At 66.4% G+C, this 15,117-nt stretch carries 15 protein-coding genes; 14 read left to right on the top strand and 1 reads right to left on the bottom strand.

The features are described 5' to 3' along the window. Positions 1–1,077: a tRNA epoxyqueuosine(34) reductase QueG gene (queG, locus tag FYK34_RS13890; RefSeq protein WP_149297359.1), complete on the top strand. Its 1,077-nt coding sequence runs from the start codon at positions 1–3 to the stop codon at positions 1,075–1,077. A gap of 1 nt (position 1,078) precedes the next feature. On the opposite strand, the gene FYK34_RS13885 is transcribed toward queG, so the two are convergent. Beyond that, complete coding sequence (locus FYK34_RS13885) at positions 1,079–1,495, bottom strand: MaoC family dehydratase (RefSeq protein ID WP_149297358.1); 417 nt, start codon at positions 1,493–1,495, stop codon at positions 1,079–1,081. 246 nt (positions 1,496–1,741) lie between these two features. Between FYK34_RS13885 and FYK34_RS13880 the strand changes: the two genes are divergently transcribed. The 13 genes from FYK34_RS13880 to gspL all read left to right on the top strand — a co-directional run bounded on the left by FYK34_RS13880 (position 1,742) and on the right by gspL (position 15,115). Beyond that, on the top strand, positions 1,742–2,491 hold the full coding sequence (locus FYK34_RS13880; RefSeq protein ID WP_149297356.1) for an electron transfer flavoprotein subunit beta/FixA family protein: 750 nt from the start codon (positions 1,742–1,744) through the stop codon (positions 2,489–2,491). Between the two features lie 3 nt (positions 2,492–2,494). Then, a complete protein-coding gene (locus FYK34_RS13875; protein ID WP_149297354.1) occupies positions 2,495–3,427 on the top strand; it encodes an electron transfer flavoprotein subunit alpha/FixB family protein in 933 nt (310 codons plus the stop codon). Positions 3,428–3,573: 146 nt separating this feature from the next. Then, entirely contained in the window at positions 3,574–5,355 is a 1,782-nt protein-coding gene (locus FYK34_RS13870; RefSeq protein WP_149297352.1) for an acyl-CoA dehydrogenase, read from the top strand. A gap of 308 nt (positions 5,356–5,663) precedes the next feature. Beyond that, on the top strand, positions 5,664–6,260 hold the full coding sequence (locus FYK34_RS13865) for a type II secretion system protein N (RefSeq protein WP_168209750.1): 597 nt from the start codon (positions 5,664–5,666) through the stop codon (positions 6,258–6,260). Between the two features lie 9 nt (positions 6,261–6,269). After that, complete coding sequence (gene gspD / locus FYK34_RS13860; protein ID WP_149297348.1) at positions 6,270–8,372, top strand: type II secretion system secretin GspD; 2,103 nt, start codon at positions 6,270–6,272, stop codon at positions 8,370–8,372. After that, the gene (gene gspE, locus FYK34_RS13855) at positions 8,369–9,829 is read left to right on the top strand and encodes a type II secretion system ATPase GspE (protein ID WP_149297347.1); all 1,461 of its coding nucleotides are present in this window, start codon (positions 8,369–8,371) and stop codon (positions 9,827–9,829) included. Before gspD ends, gspE begins: the two co-directional genes overlap by 4 nt. After that, a complete protein-coding gene (gene gspF, locus FYK34_RS13850; protein ID WP_149297345.1) occupies positions 9,829–11,040 on the top strand; it encodes a type II secretion system inner membrane protein GspF in 1,212 nt (403 codons plus the stop codon). Before gspE ends, gspF begins: the two co-directional genes overlap by 1 nt. Before the next feature lie 60 nt (positions 11,041–11,100). Next, on the top strand, positions 11,101–11,544 hold the full coding sequence (gene gspG / locus FYK34_RS13845) for a type II secretion system major pseudopilin GspG (protein ID WP_149297343.1): 444 nt from the start codon (positions 11,101–11,103) through the stop codon (positions 11,542–11,544). A 15-nt stretch (positions 11,545–11,559) separates the two neighbouring features. Next, positions 11,560–12,030 carry a prepilin-type N-terminal cleavage/methylation domain-containing protein gene (locus FYK34_RS13840; RefSeq protein ID WP_231137266.1) on the top strand — a complete coding sequence of 157 codons (471 nt, stop codon included), beginning with the start codon at positions 11,560–11,562 and terminating at the stop codon, positions 12,028–12,030. Next, the gene (gene gspI / locus FYK34_RS13835; protein ID WP_149297341.1) at positions 12,027–12,407 is read left to right on the top strand and encodes a type II secretion system minor pseudopilin GspI; all 381 of its coding nucleotides are present in this window, start codon (positions 12,027–12,029) and stop codon (positions 12,405–12,407) included. The genes FYK34_RS13840 and gspI overlap by 4 nt, the downstream gene beginning before the upstream one ends. Beyond that, entirely contained in the window at positions 12,404–12,985 is a 582-nt protein-coding gene (locus FYK34_RS13830; RefSeq protein WP_149297339.1) for a type II secretion system protein GspJ, read from the top strand. The genes gspI and FYK34_RS13830 overlap by 4 nt, the downstream gene beginning before the upstream one ends. Further along, positions 12,982–13,968, top strand: a complete 987-nt coding sequence (gene gspK, locus FYK34_RS13825) for a type II secretion system minor pseudopilin GspK (protein ID WP_149297337.1) — start codon at positions 12,982–12,984, stop codon at positions 13,966–13,968. The genes FYK34_RS13830 and gspK overlap by 4 nt, the downstream gene beginning before the upstream one ends. Then, on the top strand, positions 13,925–15,115 hold the full coding sequence (gspL, locus tag FYK34_RS13820; protein ID WP_168209749.1) for a type II secretion system protein GspL: 1,191 nt from the start codon (positions 13,925–13,927) through the stop codon (positions 15,113–15,115). Before gspK ends, gspL begins: the two co-directional genes overlap by 44 nt. Positions 15,116–15,117 lie beyond the last annotated feature (2 nt).

The raw sequence follows: 15,117 nt of genomic DNA, 5'->3' as shown, positions 1-15,117 counted from the left end.
ATGACTGAGAATTCTCCTCAAAAACCGGATTATCCCGAATTGTCGCGCCAAATCAAAGCCTGGGCGCGAGAAGCCGGTTTCGCCGATGCCCGCATCACCCAAGCCGAGCTGCCGCCGGAGGCCGAAGCGCGGCTGAACGACTGGCTGGCGGCCGGCTATCACGGCGAGATGGACTACATGGCCCGGCATGGCGCACTGCGCGTCAAACCGGCCGAACTGGTGCCCGGAACCGTGTCCGTCATCTCGCTGCGCATGAACTACTGGCCCGCATCCACGTCGGCAGAGCAGGTGCTGGCCGATCCGTCGCGCGCCTATCTGTCGCGCTATGCCCTGGGGCGCGACTATCACAAAGTCTTGCGCAACCGTCTGCAGAAACTGGCCGAGCGCATCGAAGCCGCCGTCGGCGCCTTCGGCTACCGGGTGTTCACCGACAGCGCGCCGCTGGCCGAGGTGGCGCTGGCTTCCCAGGCCGGCCTGGGCTGGCGCGGCAAGCATACTTTGCTGCTGACCAAGAAGCAGGGCTCGCTGTTTTTCCTGGGTGAAATCCTGACCGATCTGCCCCTGCCGCCGGATGCGCCGGAAGACGGCCACTGCGGGCGCTGCACGCGCTGCCTGGATGTCTGTCCCACCGGGGCCATCGTCGAACCTTATACAGTAGACGCGCGGCGTTGCATTTCCTACCTGACTATAGAACTGAAAGGCGCGATTCCGCATGAGTTGCGGCCGCTGATCGGCAACCGCGTGTACGGTTGCGACGACTGTCAGCTGTTCTGCCCGTGGAACCGTTTCGGCGCTTTAACAGAAGAAGCTGATTTTGCGGTGCGTCATGGTCTGGATGCGGCCAGTCTGGTAGAACTGTTCGACTGGAGCGCGGAAGCGTTTCGCGAGCGCATGGCCGGCAGCCCGATCTACCGCATAGGCTACGCCAAATGGCTGTCCAATCTGGCGGTGGGGCTGGGCAATGCGCCCAGTAGCCCGGAGGTGCTTGCCGCCTTGCGGCGGCGCCAGGACTATCCGGACGAGCTGGTGGCCGAGCCGGTGCGTTGGGCGCTGGCGCGGCACGGCGTGTCTGCTTGAATCAGGCGCGTGACGGCGCGATCACCAGCGATTCGCCTTCCAGCACCACCTTGTCGCCGATCAGGCATTCGGTGGCCAGGCGCACCCGTTTTTTCTCCGGAATCAGCTCCACCACGGTCACGCGGGTAGTCACGGTCTGGCCGATGCGCACCGGAGACTTGAAGCGGGTGGACTGCGACAGGTAGATGGTGCCGTAGCCGGGCAGGCGGGTGCCGATCACGCCGGAGATCAGGCTGGCGGTCAGCATGCCGTGGGCGATGCGGGTCTCGAACGGGGTGCTGGAAGCGTAGATCTGGTCCAGGTGGACCGGGTTGTTGTCGCCGCTGACGGCGGAGAACAACAGCACGTCGGCCTCGGTGATGGTTTTGCCGGCTTCGGCGGTCTGGCCGACGGCCAAGTCTTCGAAATAGACGGTCATGACAGCTCCACTGGTTTATGACGGGAAAATGCTGCAATGCGTCAGCGCATTGTGACAGCTCCGGCCTGAAATGCAAATCCGCGGGAAATGACGTACTATCGACGCCGAGTTGCATTTTCACCACGCTTGTCGCGCTGGCGCACAAACCAAACGCTCGTTTGAAAATTGATTGGGGCATAATCAGGCTCAGCTGGCCGTTCTTTGCCTTCCGCGTTCGATTAACCCACAGATGTTTGCTGGAGGAATATGAAAGTTCTAGTCGCAGTGAAGCGCGTTGTTGATTACAACGTGAAAGTCCGCGTCAAAGCCGACGGCAGTGACGTTGATATCGCAAACGTCAAGATGTCGATGAACCCGTTCGACGAAATCGCCGTCGAAGAGGCCGTGCGCCTGAAGGAAGCCGGCAAGGCGACCGAAGTCGTCGTCGTGTCCATGGGCGTCAAGCAGTGCGAGGAAACCCTGCGCACCGCATTGGCCATGGGCGCCGACCGCGCCATCCTGGTGGAGACCGACGTTGAACTGCAGCCGCTGGCCGTGGCCAAGCTGCTGAAGGCCGTGGCCGACAAGGAACAGCCGCAGCTGGTGATCCTGGGCAAGCAGGCCATCGACGACGACGCCAACCAGACCGGCCAGATGACCGCCGCGCTGCTGGGCTGGGCACAAGGCACTTTCGCTTCCAAGGTGGACCTGTCGGCGGAGACCGTGGACGTGATCCGCGAAATCGACGGCGGCCTGGAAACCGTCAAGCTGCGCCTACCGGCCGTGGTGACCGCGGACCTGCGTCTGAACGAGCCGCGCTTCATCAAGCTGCCGAACATCATGGCCGCCAAGAAAAAGCCGCTGAACAAGACCACCCCGGCCGATCTGGGCGTGGATGCCGCGCCGCGCCTGAAGACGCTGAAAGTGGCCGAGCCGGCCAAGCGCTCCGCCGGCGTCAAGGTGGCCAACGCCGCCGAACTGGTCGCCAAACTCAAGAACGAAGCAAAGGTGCTGTAAGACATGGCTATTCTCGTTATCGCTGAACACGACAACCAGAGCCTGAAGGCAGGCACCCTGAATACCGTCACCGCCGCCGCCAAACTGGGCGAAGTGCATGTGCTGGTGGCCGGCCACAACGCCGCCGCCGCCGCCGAGGCCGCCAAGAGCGTGGCCGGCGTGGCCAAGGTGCTGCTGGCCGACGCCGCCCACTACGCCCACGGCCTGGCCGAGAGCCTGTCCGCCCTGGTGGTGGACCTGGCCAAGGGCTACAGCCACGTGCTGGCCCCGGCTTCGTCCTTCGGCAAGAACCTGCTGCCGCGCGTGGCCGCCTTGCTGGACGTGGCGCAAATCTCCGAAATCACCGCCATCGAATCGGCCGACACCTTCGTGCGTCCGATCTACGCCGGCAATGTGATGGCCACCGTGCAGTCGTCCGATCCGATCAAGGTCGTCACCGTCCGCACCACGGCCTTCGACGCCGCCGGCCAGGGCGGCTCCGCCGCGGTGGAAGCCATTTCCGCCGGCGCCGACAGCCAGCTGTCCGCCTTCGTCGGCCAGGAGCTGACCAAGTCCGACCGTCCGGAACTGGGCTCGGCCAAGGTCATCGTGTCCGGCGGCCGCGCACTGGGCTCGGAAGAGCAGTTCAAGGCCGTGATCGAACCGCTGGCCGACAAGCTGGCCGCCGCCGTCGGCGCCTCGCGCGCCGCCGTGGACGCGGGCTATGCGCCCAATGACTACCAAGTGGGCCAGACCGGCAAGGTGGTAGCGCCGCAGCTGTACATCGCCGTCGGCATCTCCGGCGCGATTCAGCACTTGGCCGGCATGAAGGACTCCAAGGTGATCGTCGCCATCAATAAGGATGAAGAAGCGCCGATCTTCCAGGTGGCCGACTACGGCATCGTCGGCGATTTGTTCACCGTGGTGCCGGAACTGGTGGCAGAACTGTCGAAATAAGCGACAGCCGGGGGCGGCCGCAAGCGCCCCCGACCGAGCAGGCAGGATAGCCGCCGGAACACACAACAGCAGCCGGCGCCCGTGAAGCGCCGGTTTTTCATGGCCGAAAGCAAGGCCGACGCGAGAGAAAACAGAGGAGAAGCGCGATGATTTATCACGCCCCGATCAAAGACATCCGATTTGCATTGAACGAACTGGCCGACCTGCCGGCCATCTGCGGCCTGCCTGGCTATGGGGAGTGCTCGGTCGAGCTGACCGACGCCGTGCTGGAAGAGGCGGCCAAGTTCGCGGAAGGCGTACTGGCCCCGATCAACAAGCAAGGCGATCAGGGCGCCAAGTGGCAGGATGGCGAAGTGACGGCCGCGCCGGGCTTCAAGGACGCCTGGCAGCAATACGTGGAGTCGGGCTGGGTGGGCCTGCGCGCGCCTGAGGCATACGGCGGGCAGGGCATGCCGGCGCTGGTGGCGGCCGCGGCCGAGGAAATGTGGTGCGCGTCCAACCTGGCCTTCTCGCTGGCGCCGTTGCTGACCTTGGGCGCGGTGGAAGCCATCCATCATCACGCTTCCGACGAGCTGAAGGCTATCTATTTGCCGATGATGTCCAGCGGCCAGTGGACCGGCACCATGAACCTGACCGAGCCGCAGGCCGGCTCCGACCTGGCCCAGGTACGTTCCAAGGCCGTGCCGGCGGCGGACGGCAGCTACCGCGTCAGCGGCCAGAAGATCTTCATCACCTGGGGCGAGCACGACATGGCCGAGAACATCGTCCATCTGGTGCTGGCCCGTCTGCCGGACGCGCCGGCCGGCGTGAAGGGCATTTCGCTGTTCATCGTGCCCAAGTTCCTGGTCAACGCCGATGGCTCGCTGGGCGCGCGCAACGACGTGCGCTGCGTGTCGCTGGAGCACAAGCTGGGCATACACGGCAGCCCCACCGCGGTGATGAGCTTCGGCGACAACGACGGCGCCGTGGGCTATCTGGTAGGCGAACCGAACAAGGGCCTCAACTACATGTTCACCATGATGAACCATGCCCGCCTGGGCGTGGGCATCGAGGGCATGGCGGTGTCGGAGCGCGCTTATCAAAAAGCGGTGGAGTACGCGCGGGAGCGCGTGCAGAGCCGCGCCGTCGGCTCGCCCGATCCGGCCGGCGTGGCCATCATCCAGCACCCGGACGTGCGCCGCATGCTGATGACCATGCGCGCTCAGATCGAAGCGCAGCGCGCGCTGACCTTCTATGCTGCCGCCGCGCTGGACCGCGCCGCGCGCCACCCGGTGCCGGATGAAGCCGCGCGCAACCAGGCGCTGCTGAACTTCCTGATCCCCATCGTCAAGGGTTGGAACACCGAGCAGGCCAACGAGATCACCAGCCTGGCGGTGCAGGTGCACGGCGGAATGGGCTTCATCGAGGAAACCGGCGTCGCCCAGTATTACCGCGACGCGCGCATCACCGCGATTTACGAAGGCACCACCGGTATCCAGGCGCTGGACCTTATCGGCCGCAAGACCGCGATGGAGCACGGCGTCACCGCGCGCGCGCTGCTGGGCGAGGCGCAATCCACCGTGGCCAAGCTGCAGGCCGCCGGTTTCGACAGCATCGCCCGCAATCTGGCGGCCGCCGTCGCCGACGCCGAACGCTGCGTCGCCTTCATCCTGGAAACCTTCGGCAGCCAGCCGCAGCTGGCCGCGGCCGGCTCCGTGCCTTTCCTGAAGCTGATGGGCATCGTGCTGGGCGGCTGGCAACTGGGCCGCGCCGCCTTGATCGCCAAGGACAAGCTGCAGGACGCCGACGCGGACCGCGATTTCCTGAACGCCAAGATCGTCACCGCGCGCTTCTTCGCCGAACACCTATTGCCGCAGGTGTCTGGCCTGGCCGCCGCCATCCTGCATGGCGCGGACAGTGTGCTGGAGCTGGATCAGGCGCAGTTCTGAAGGGATTCAATTTTGTCATGACGCCGCGGCTTGCCGTGGCGTTTTTTATGCGAGAATGCAGAAAATTTGCGGAAGGGCCGCGACAGGCGAGGAAAAGCCGGCCAAGCCGCCTGTTTTTACTGGCGGCTTGTGAATATTAACAATGGCTGAATTTTTAGGTCCCGGCAATTCTGTAAACAGGCTATTGCAAAGTGGCCCGCTTGCTGCTTAATCTAGCGTGCCGGCAGTAACATGTTTTCTGCATAATTCTTGATGACGGGATGTCGATGGGTTTCGGGGAAATCTCCAAGTCTGGCCTGGGGAGGCGCATGGGTCGCCTGCGTCTGCCGGGCACGCACTGGCATAAGGCTTTGCCGGCCATGGCCATGGGCCTGCTGGCGTTCTGGGCTGGCCAGCAATTGAGCGCCTGGCTGTCTCCGCCAGCCCATGCCTACCGCGCCTTGGCGCCGGCGCAGCCGCAGGCCGCCGCGGCGGCAACGGCCCAGGGCCACTGGTTCGGCGAGGTGCCGGTGCAGCAGGCCGCGGCCTTGCCGCCGATACGGCTGCTTGGCGTGTATGCGCCCACTCTGCCGGGCGTGAAGGGCTTCGCCATTGTCGACAACAACGGCAAGTCGGAGCCGCTCTTGCAGGGCAAGCAGACGCCGGATGGCTGGGAGCTGGTCAAGGTCGCGCCCAATGGCGTGACGATACGTTCCGGCGGCAGCGAGCAGTTCGTCCCGCTGCAGACGCGCAACGGCGCAGCGGGCGGCGTTGACGCCATGCAAGCCGCCCAGCCCGGCACGCCCGGCCAAATGCCGCCGCCGCAGATGCCCGGCGCCATGCCGGTGCCGGTTCCCGGCCAGAATGCCGTTCCCGATGCCCAGCCCCAACCCGCGGTCGATCCCGCCGCGATGATTCGCCAATAAGAGAGTGCAATGCGAATTTCCAAACTCGTCGCCATCCTGGCCCTGGTCTACAGTTGTCAATCGCTGGCCGCGCCGCAGGGCGATATGGTCATGCTCAACTTCGTCAATGCCGACATCGAGACCGTGGTCAAGGCGATAGGCGAGATCAGCGGCAAGAACTTCCTGATTGATCCGCGCGTCAAGGGCACGGTCAACATCGTTTCCAGCCGGCCGGTGCCGCGCGCGCTGTCTTACCAGGTCCTGCTGTCTTCCTTGCGGCTGCAAGGCTTCGCCGCCGTGGAGGGCGATGGCGTGGTCAAGATCGTGCCGGAGGCGGACGCCAAGCTGCATGCGCGCGCGATCAAGGGCATGCCGCGCGGCGACGGCGATCGCCTGATCACCAAGGTGTTCGCGCTGAAGAACAGCAATGCCAACCAGCTGGTGCCGGTGATCCGGCCGCTGGTGTCGCCCAATAACACGGTGGCGGCCTATCCGCAGTCCAATGCGCTGATCGTCACTGACTATGCCGACAACATCCGTCGCATCGAGTCCATCATCGAGTCGGTGGAGGCCGCGTCCTCCGGCGATACCGCCGTGATCCCGGTGTTGTTCGGCTCCGCGGTGGACCTGGCGGCCACCTTGAACAAGCTGATGCAGGAGGGGGGCGCCGAGGGCGGCAAAACCACCATCCTGGCCGATCCGCGCGCCAATGTGCTGATGATCAAGGCCGACGCGCCGGGCAAGGTGGGCAAGATCAAGAGCCTGCTGAAAATGCTGGACCAGCCCAGCCAGGCCGGCTCCAATGTGCGCGTGGTCTACTTGAAGAACGCCCAGGCGGCCGAGATGGCCAAGACCCTGCGCGCGCTGCTGTCCAGCGAGAGCAGCCCGGTGCAGGGCCGCAGCGTCATCGGCAACGCCGGAAGCGGCGGCAGCGCCAGTCTGTTGAATAATGTCGGGAGCAATGCTTCCAGCGGCGGCAACAGCGCGCCGAGCCCGGCGCCGGTGATGGAGAACAGCGCGCCGGCCGCCATGGCCTCCTCCGGCCCGGCCGGCGTCGGCGTCGCCGCCATGATCCAGGCCGACAGCAACAGCAATGCGTTGATCCTCAACGTGCCGGACCCGATGTACCAGAACCTGCGCAATGTGATAGATCTGCTGGACAAGCGGCGCGCCCAGGTTTACGTGGAAGCGCTGGTGATGGAAGTGACGGCCAATCGCGCCAACAAGATAGGCGTGCAGTGGTCGGCCAAGGTGGGATCCAACGGCATCGCCGGCGCCTCTTTCCCCAACGCCAAGCCGATACTGGGCACGCCGACGGCAACCGACACCACCGGGCTGGGCACCCTGGTCAGCAGCCTGACCGGAGGCGGCCTGACCGCCGCCATCATCAACAACATCACCGTGGGCGGCGTGCAAATCCCGACCCTGGGCCTGCTGGCTCAGGCGCTGGAGCAGGAGGCCAAGGGCAATCTGGTGGCGAGTCCGCAGCTGGTGACCATGGACAATGAAAAGGCCAATATCGTGATCGGCCAGGAAATCGGCGTGCTCAGCGCGTCTTATCCGGCCGGCTCCAGCGGCACGTCCAATGCGCCGTACAATACTTATGACCGCAAGACGGTGGGCTTCGCCCTGGAGATCACGCCGCAGATATCGGAAGGCGGCGCCATCCGGCTGAAGATCAAGCAGGCGGCGGACTCCATTGACCCGGCCACCGCCGCGACCGTGAACCCCACCTTCAACCGCCGCACCCTGGACACCGTGGTGACGGTCAATGACGGCGGCCTGGTGGCGCTGGGCGGCCTGACTCAGGATTCGGTCAGCAATTCCGAAGAAAAAGTGCCGCTGCTGGGCGATATCCCCTTCCTGGGCAATTTCTTCAAATACCAGGACAAGGAGCGCAAGAAGACCAACCTGATGATCTTCATCCGTCCCACCATCATTCGCGATGAAATCGGCAATAGCGCCGTGGCCGGCGAGCGCTACGGCTATGTGATGGGCCAGATGCGCAAGCAGTCCGGCGGCAAGCTGCCTTATGACGCGGAGGACGCGCTGAAGGCGCTGCCTAACCATGGCATACGCGGCGCGCTGGACGCCTTGACTCCGGCCGGAGATCCGGCCAAGGCGAAGCCATGATGCAGGCCAAGTTCTCCACGCTGCTGCCGTTCCCGTTTGCCCGCGCCAACGGGGTCATCCTGCTGGACGGCGAGGCTGGCCGCGTGCTGCTGCTGCGCGAGGACGCCAAGCCGGCGGCCTGGGCCGAGGCGCTGCGCCTGCATGGCGGCGCGCTGTCCGGCGTGGAGACGCTGAGCGCGGCGCAGTTCGAGAAGCGCTTGTCCGAGCATTACGCCAGCCGCGACGGCGCGGCGGCGGAAATGGTGGACGATATCGGCCAGGATCTGGACCTGAACCAGATGGTGGAGTCCTTGCCGACGGTGGAGGACTTGCTGGAGAGCGAGGGCGACGCGCCCATCATCCGCATGATCAACGCGCTGTTGACCCAGGCGCTGCGCGACGGCGCGTCGGACATCCACATCGAGGCCTTCGAGGACCGCTCGGTGGTGCGCTTCCGCCTGGACGGCACGCTGCGCGACGTGGTCAGCCCGCACCGCGCGCTGCACGCGGCCATGGTGTCGCGGATCAAGATCATGTCGAATATGGACATCGCCGAGAAGCGCATTCCGCAAGACGGCCGCATTTCGCTGCGGCTGGGCGGCCGCCCGGTGGACGTGCGGGTGTCCACGCTGCCCACCAGCCACGGCGAGCGCGTGGTGCTGCGCTTGCTGGACAAGGAAAACGCGCGGCTGGACCTGGCCACGCTGGGCATGGCCGCCGACACCCTGGCCTCGGTGGACAAACTGATCAAGCAGCCGCACGGCATCCTCTTGGTCACCGGCCCCACCGGCTCGGGCAAAACCACCACGCTGTACGCCGCGCTGTCCCGGCTGGACGCCAGCCACACCAATATCATGACGGTGGAAGACCCGGTGGAGTACCACCTGGACGGCGTGGGCCAGACCCAGGTCAACGCCAAGATAGACATGAGCTTCGCCAAGGCCCTGCGCGCCATTCTGCGGCAGGACCCGGACGTGGTGATGATAGGCGAAATCCGCGACCTGGAAACCGCGCAGATCGCGGTGCAGGCATCCTTGACCGGCCACTTGGTGCTGGCCACCCTGCACACCAACGACGCCGCCAGCGCGGTGACCCGCCTCACCGACATGGGCGTGGAGCCGTTCCTGCTGGCATCCAGCCTGCTGGGCGTGATGGCGCAGCGCTTGGTGCGCCGCGTCTGCCCCGAGTGCAAGGCGCCGCACCCGGTGCCGCTGGAGGACGATCCGGCAGCGGTCCACTATCGGCCGGTGGGGTGTCCGGTCTGCGCCCAGTCCGGCTACAAGGGCCGTTACGGCATTTACGAGCTGATGCTGGTGGACGACGCCATGCAGCGGCTGATCCATGACCGCGCCTCCGAGCAGCGCCTGCGCGACCATGCCGCGCGCCACGGCATGCGCAGCCTGCGCGACGACGGCCTGCGCTGGGTCAAGGCCGGCGAGACCAGCCTGGAAGAGATCCTGCGGGTGACGAGAAGCTGATGGCAGCCTTCAAGTACACCGCTTACGACGCGGCGGGCAAGGAGCAGAGCGGCCTGTTGGAGGCCGACTCCGCGCGCGCCGCGCGCGCGCAGCTGCGCGAACGCGGCCTGCTGCCGGTGACGGTGGACGGCGTCAACGCCAAAACCGGCGGCGCGGCCAGCAATGTCTTGCGCCGCGGCCTGCCGCGCGCCGAACTGGTGATGCTCACCGAGCAGCTGTCCACGCTGCTCAATGCCGGCCTGACCCTGGAAAAAGCCTTGACCGCGGTGACCGAGCAATCGGAAAACCCGCGCAGCCGCACCGTGCTGGCGGCGCTGCGCAGCGACATCCTGGAAGGCAAGAGCTTCGCCCAGGCCTTGTCCGCCGCGCCGGGCGTGTTCTCTCCCTTGTACCGCTCGCTGGTGCAGGCCGGCGAGCAGTCCGGCCACCTGGACATGGTGATGGCGCGCTTGGCCGAATACCTGGACAAGCGGCAGAACACGCAGCAAAAGGTGTCGCTGGCGCTGGCCTATCCCGCCGTGGTGACCCTGGTGGCCATCCTGGTGGTGAGCGGGCTGATGAGCTACGTGGTGCCGCAGGTGGTCAGCGTGTTCGCCCAGACCAAGCAGACCTTGCCGTTCCTGACCCGCGCCCTGATGGCCTGCAGCGATTTTCTGCGCCATTGGGGCGTGATCATGCTGATCGCCATCGTCGCCTCGCTGGCGCTGTTCATCCGCGCCCTGCGCGCGCCGGCGCTGAGGCGGCGTTTTCATCAACGCGTGCTGAAGCTGCCGGTGCTGGGCCGCTTGTTCCGCGCGCTGAATACCGCGCGCATGGCCAGCACGCTGTCCATCCTGGTCGGGTCCGGCGTGCCGCTGCTCACCGCGCTGGAAACGGCGCGCGGCCTGATGACCATGCTGCCCATGCAGGACGCGGTAGCCGACGCCATGGCCAAGGTGCGCGAGGGCGTGTCCTTGTCGCGCGCGCTGCATGCCAGCAAGCAATTTCCGCCGGTGCTGATCCACCTGATCTCCAGCGGCGAAGCCAGCGGCACGCTGTCGCACATGCTGGATCGCGCCGCTCAGCAGCAGGAGCAGGAGGTGGAGCGCAAGCTGGCCACTTTCACCACGCTGATGGAGCCGCTGTTGATCCTGGTGATGGGCGGCATGGTGCTGCTGATCGTGCTGGCCATCATGATGCCCATCGTCGACATGAACCAGATGGTGCATTGACGCAAACGAATTGAAGCAACCCGGCGGGCGAGTCCTGCCGGATCGACTGACGGAGAGGCAATGAAACAGTTGAAACGTACCGCCCAGCGCGGCTTCACCCTGATCGAAATCATGGTGGTGATCGTCATCCTCGGCGTGCTGGCCGCGCTGGTGGTGCCCAAGGTGATGAGCCGGCCGGACGAGGCGCGGGTGGTCGCGGCCAAGCAGGACATCGGCGCCATCAGCCAGGCGCTGAAGCTGTACCGACTGGACAACGGCCGCTACCCCAGCACCGACCAGGGCCTGCAAGCCCTGGTGCAGAAGCCGGCCGCGGCGCCGGAGCCGAAGAACTGGAAGCCGGGCGGCTATCTGGAACGCCTGCCCAAGGACCCCTGGGGCAATGCCTACCAATACGCCAATCCGGGCACGCACGGCGAGATCGACATCTGGAGCCTGGGCGCCGATGGCCAGCCGGGCGGCGAGGGCAACGACGCCGACATCGGCAACTGGGACAGTGGCAAGTAAGGCGGAGCGGCCGGATTGAAGCGATACGCGCGCGGCTTCACGCTGATCGAGGTGATGGTGGTGATGCTGATCATCGGCGTCCTTGCCACCACGGTGACGCTGAGCCTGCGGCCGGACACCCATCGTCTGTTGAGTGACGAGGGCTACCGCTTCGCGCGCGTGCTGGAGCAGGCCGGCGATGCCGCCGAGATGGGCGATACCCTGGCCTTGAGTTGGAACGACAAGGGCTACGCCTTCAGCCGTCAGGACGAGGACGGCAGTTGGAGCCAGGTGAGCGACGAACTGCTGGCGCCGCATGCGTGGCCGGACGGCATCGCCGGAGGCGGCCTCTTGCTGGACGGCAAACCGTGGCCGGCGAACCGGCCGCTGCTGCTGTGGCAGGATGGCCGCGCCGCGACGCTGGCGCTGCAACTGAGCGGCGCCGGCCGCACGCTGACGGTGCTGCAGTCGCCGCTGGGGCGCGTGACGGTGACGGACGGCTCATGAGACGGCAGCAAGGCTTCACCTTGTTCGAAGTGCTGGTCGCCCTCGCCATCATCGCGGTGGCGCTGGGCGCCTTGCTGCGCGCCACCGGCCTGGCCGCCGACAACGCGGAGGGCATGGAGCTGCGCATGCAGGCCAACTGGGAGGCGCAGAACCAGATCGCCATGATGCAGGCGCTGCGCCAGTTTCCCGAGCTGGGCAAGCAGGCGGGGGAGAGCAAGGAGGACGGCGTGGCGTGGCGCTGGGAGCGCGAGGTGGCTTCCACGCCCAACCCCAATTTCCGCAAGGTGGTGATCCGCATCCTGTCCCCCGGCGCCGGCCATTACGTCTTGGCCGAGATGACTGGCTATCTGAGGCAGCAGCCGGGAGGCGGCGGTTGAGCGCGAAAGCACAAGGCGGCATGACGCTGCTGGAAATCCTGGTGGCGATGAGCCTGCTGGCCATCCTGTCGGTGATGGGCTACAAGGCCTTCGGCTCGCTGCTGATCGCGCGCGAGCGGCTGATGCAGACCGGCGAGCAATGGGTGGACGCGGCGCGCGCTTTTCGTCGGCTGGAGAGCGATTTGACCAGCCTGCAGCCGCAGGCCAACCAGGCCGACCTCATGCAGGGGCAGACCTTGGGTGCCAGCACCCTGACGCTGCAGCAGGACGGCAATGGCCAGACGCTGGCGCTGGAGGCGGTATCCACGCGTTATCCGGGCGGGATGGAAAGGATGATCTACCATGCCGACGCCAAGGGTTTGTCCTGGTCGGCCGGCGAGGCCGGCGGCGGCCAGCCCGTGGTCTATCCGCTGCTTGGCGCGGACATGAAAGTGAGTTGGCGCGTGTTGTTGAACGATGGCGGCTGGCTGGACGCCTGGCCCAGCGGCGACGCTCAGGGCCGGGTGGCGCGCGGCTTGGAAATGCGCGTTGCGATGCCGGGCGGCCGGGTGGCGCGCCGCGTGTGGGTATTGCCATGAGGCGGCGCCAGTCCGGCATGGCCGTGATCATGGCGCTGCTGATCGTGGCGCTGGCCACTACGGCGGCCAGCCTGGTGCTGTGGCAGCAGGGCCTATGGTGGCATCAGCTGGAAAACGACAAGAGCCGCGCCCAGTTGCGGCTGGTGGCCGAGGCTGGCCTAGGCTGGGCGATGGAGATATTGCGCTTCAACAATGTCAGCGGCAACGGCGTGGTGGCCTTGTCCCAGCTGTGGGCGCAGCCGCTGCCGCAGACGGAGGCCCAGGGCGTCAAGGTCAGCGGCGCGTTGAGCGATTTGCAGGGCCGTTTCAACATCAACTCCCTGGTCAATGCCCAGGGGCAGGTGGACAAGGATCAGCTGATGTTTTATCGCGATCTGCTGAAAACGCTGAGCCTGCCCAGCACGCTGTCGGAGCCGCTGCTGCGCAAGCTGCGCGGCCTGTCGGATAACGAAGACCCGCTGGCGGCGGGGGAGCAGGGCGCCGCGCCGCGTCCCAGCCATCCGCTGGCGCGGGTGGAGATGCTGCGCTGGCTGCCCGGCTACACGTCGGAAGTCATGGACAAGCTGTTGCCGCATATTGCGGCGCTGCCGTCGCAGGCGACGACGATCAACGTCAACACCGCCACCGACAAGGTGCTGAAGACGCTGATTCCTGGCATAGGCGACGGCAATCTGATGGTGCTGATGAAGCAACGCCAGACCGTGTATTACAAGGACAAGGCGGACTTCCTGGCCCGCCCGCCCGGCAATCTGGTGAAGAGCAACTTCGCCAATATGGTGGGCACCGCGTCCAATTATTTTCTGCTCGACAGCCGTTCCAGCTATGGCAAGGCCAAGCTGCGGATGCGGGCGATGATTTACAGCAACCTGAACGTCGTGCGGCTGATGTGGCGGCAGGATGGCAACGACGACCGCGGAACGCGGTCGGGTGGGGAGACGAATGACAACGCTGCGACTCTATCTGCGGGCGGGCTGGCCCGATAGCGAGCCGGGCTTGCCCTGGGCCTTGCTGGGCGCGCGCGGCGAGCTGGCCGCGCAGGGCGACAGCGCGCCCGGCGGCTGGCCCAAGGCGGACCACTGCGAGCTGGTGCTGCCGGCCGGCCGCACGCTGTTTGCCGAGGTGAAACTGCCGGATGCCGTGAAGCAGCCGACGCCGGCGGTGATCGGTTTCGCATTGGAAGAGCGGCTGGGCAATGATCCGGCGGCCAATCTCTACGCGCTGGGCGACGCGTTGGCCGATGGCCGGCGCGCCGTAGCCGTGGCGGAGGCGATGAGCGTGCGCCGCGCGGTGGCCATGCTGAAGAGCCTGGGCCGGCTGTGCGACCGCATCGTGCCGGAAGAATGCCTGCTGCCGGCGCCGCCCAAGGACGGCTGGAGCGTGACGCGCCTGGCCGACCGCTGGCTGGTGCGCGGCGCCTCGCCGTTCGCCGCCAGCTTGCCATGCGGCGGCGCGGTGCTGGAGCAGGCCTTGTTTGCTTCGCTGCTGGCGGGTTCGTCGCCGGCGCGGCTGCAGTGGAGCGGCGTGGACAGCGCGGACGAGCTGCTGTCGCGGCTGCCGGGCTGGCAGGGCGAGGCGACGCGCGGCGAGGCCTATGACTGGCGCAGCGGCCGCCGTCACGGCGGCTTCGACTTCGCCCAGGGCGAGCTGGCCGCCAACCGGCGCTGGCGCGACTGGGCGCCGTCGCTGAAGCAAACCGGCTGGCTGCTGGGCGGCCTGCTGGCGGCGCAACTGCTGCTGACGCTGGGCCAGTCCGCTTGGTATGCCTGGCAAAAGCACAGCCTGTCGAACCAGATCCGCGCGGCGGCCACGCCGTGGATAGGCGGCCAGGCCTTGCCCGGCGGCAGCGCGCTGCCCATGCTGCGCGCGGTGGACAAGCTCAGGCTCAGCCATGGCCAGCCGGCGCGCGACGATATGGTGGAGCTGATGGGCGCGCTGGCGGCGGTGGCCGGGCGCGATCTGCAGGTGAGAGAGATGGAATATGAGTCCGGCCGCCTGAAGCTGCAGGCGGCGGAGGTGCCGGCCGAGACGCTGGCGCGCTGGCGCAAGCTGCTGTCGGCGCGGCAGATCATGCTGGACGCAGCCAGCACCCAGCCGGGCAGCAAGCAACTGGTGGTGGCGCGGGAGCCGTGACG

Origin of the sequence: Chromobacterium paludis (assembly GCF_008275125.1) — a bacterium.
Classification (GTDB): Bacteria; Pseudomonadota; Gammaproteobacteria; order Burkholderiales; family Chromobacteriaceae; genus Chromobacterium; species Chromobacterium paludis.
The sequence above is the reverse complement of the archived record's forward strand: the minus strand, read 5'-3'. Positions and strand labels throughout refer to the sequence as shown.

Excerpts from the sequence above, each read along its gene's own strand:
- queG (WP_149297359.1), top strand. The coding sequence starts at position 1 with ATGACTGAGAATTCTCCTCAAAAACCGGATTATCCCGAATTGTCGCGC.
- FYK34_RS13885 (WP_149297358.1), bottom strand. The coding sequence starts at position 1,495 with ATGACCGTCTATTTCGAAGACTTGGCCGTCGGCCAGACCGCCGAAGCC.
- FYK34_RS13880 (WP_149297356.1), top strand. The coding sequence starts at position 1,742 with ATGAAAGTTCTAGTCGCAGTGAAGCGCGTTGTTGATTACAACGTGAAA.
- FYK34_RS13875 (WP_149297354.1), top strand. The coding sequence starts at position 2,495 with ATGGCTATTCTCGTTATCGCTGAACACGACAACCAGAGCCTGAAGGCA.
- FYK34_RS13870 (WP_149297352.1), top strand. The coding sequence starts at position 3,574 with ATGATTTATCACGCCCCGATCAAAGACATCCGATTTGCATTGAACGAA.
- FYK34_RS13865 (WP_168209750.1), top strand. The coding sequence starts at position 5,664 with ATGGGTCGCCTGCGTCTGCCGGGCACGCACTGGCATAAGGCTTTGCCG.
- gspD (WP_149297348.1), top strand. The coding sequence starts at position 6,270 with ATGCGAATTTCCAAACTCGTCGCCATCCTGGCCCTGGTCTACAGTTGT.
- gspE (WP_149297347.1), top strand. The coding sequence starts at position 8,369 with ATGATGCAGGCCAAGTTCTCCACGCTGCTGCCGTTCCCGTTTGCCCGC.
- gspF (WP_149297345.1), top strand. The coding sequence starts at position 9,829 with ATGGCAGCCTTCAAGTACACCGCTTACGACGCGGCGGGCAAGGAGCAG.
- gspG (WP_149297343.1), top strand. The coding sequence starts at position 11,101 with ATGAAACAGTTGAAACGTACCGCCCAGCGCGGCTTCACCCTGATCGAA.
- gspI (WP_149297341.1), top strand. The coding sequence starts at position 12,027 with ATGAGACGGCAGCAAGGCTTCACCTTGTTCGAAGTGCTGGTCGCCCTC.
- gspK (WP_149297337.1), top strand. The coding sequence starts at position 12,982 with ATGAGGCGGCGCCAGTCCGGCATGGCCGTGATCATGGCGCTGCTGATC.
- gspL (WP_168209749.1), top strand. The coding sequence starts at position 13,925 with ATGACAACGCTGCGACTCTATCTGCGGGCGGGCTGGCCCGATAGCGAG.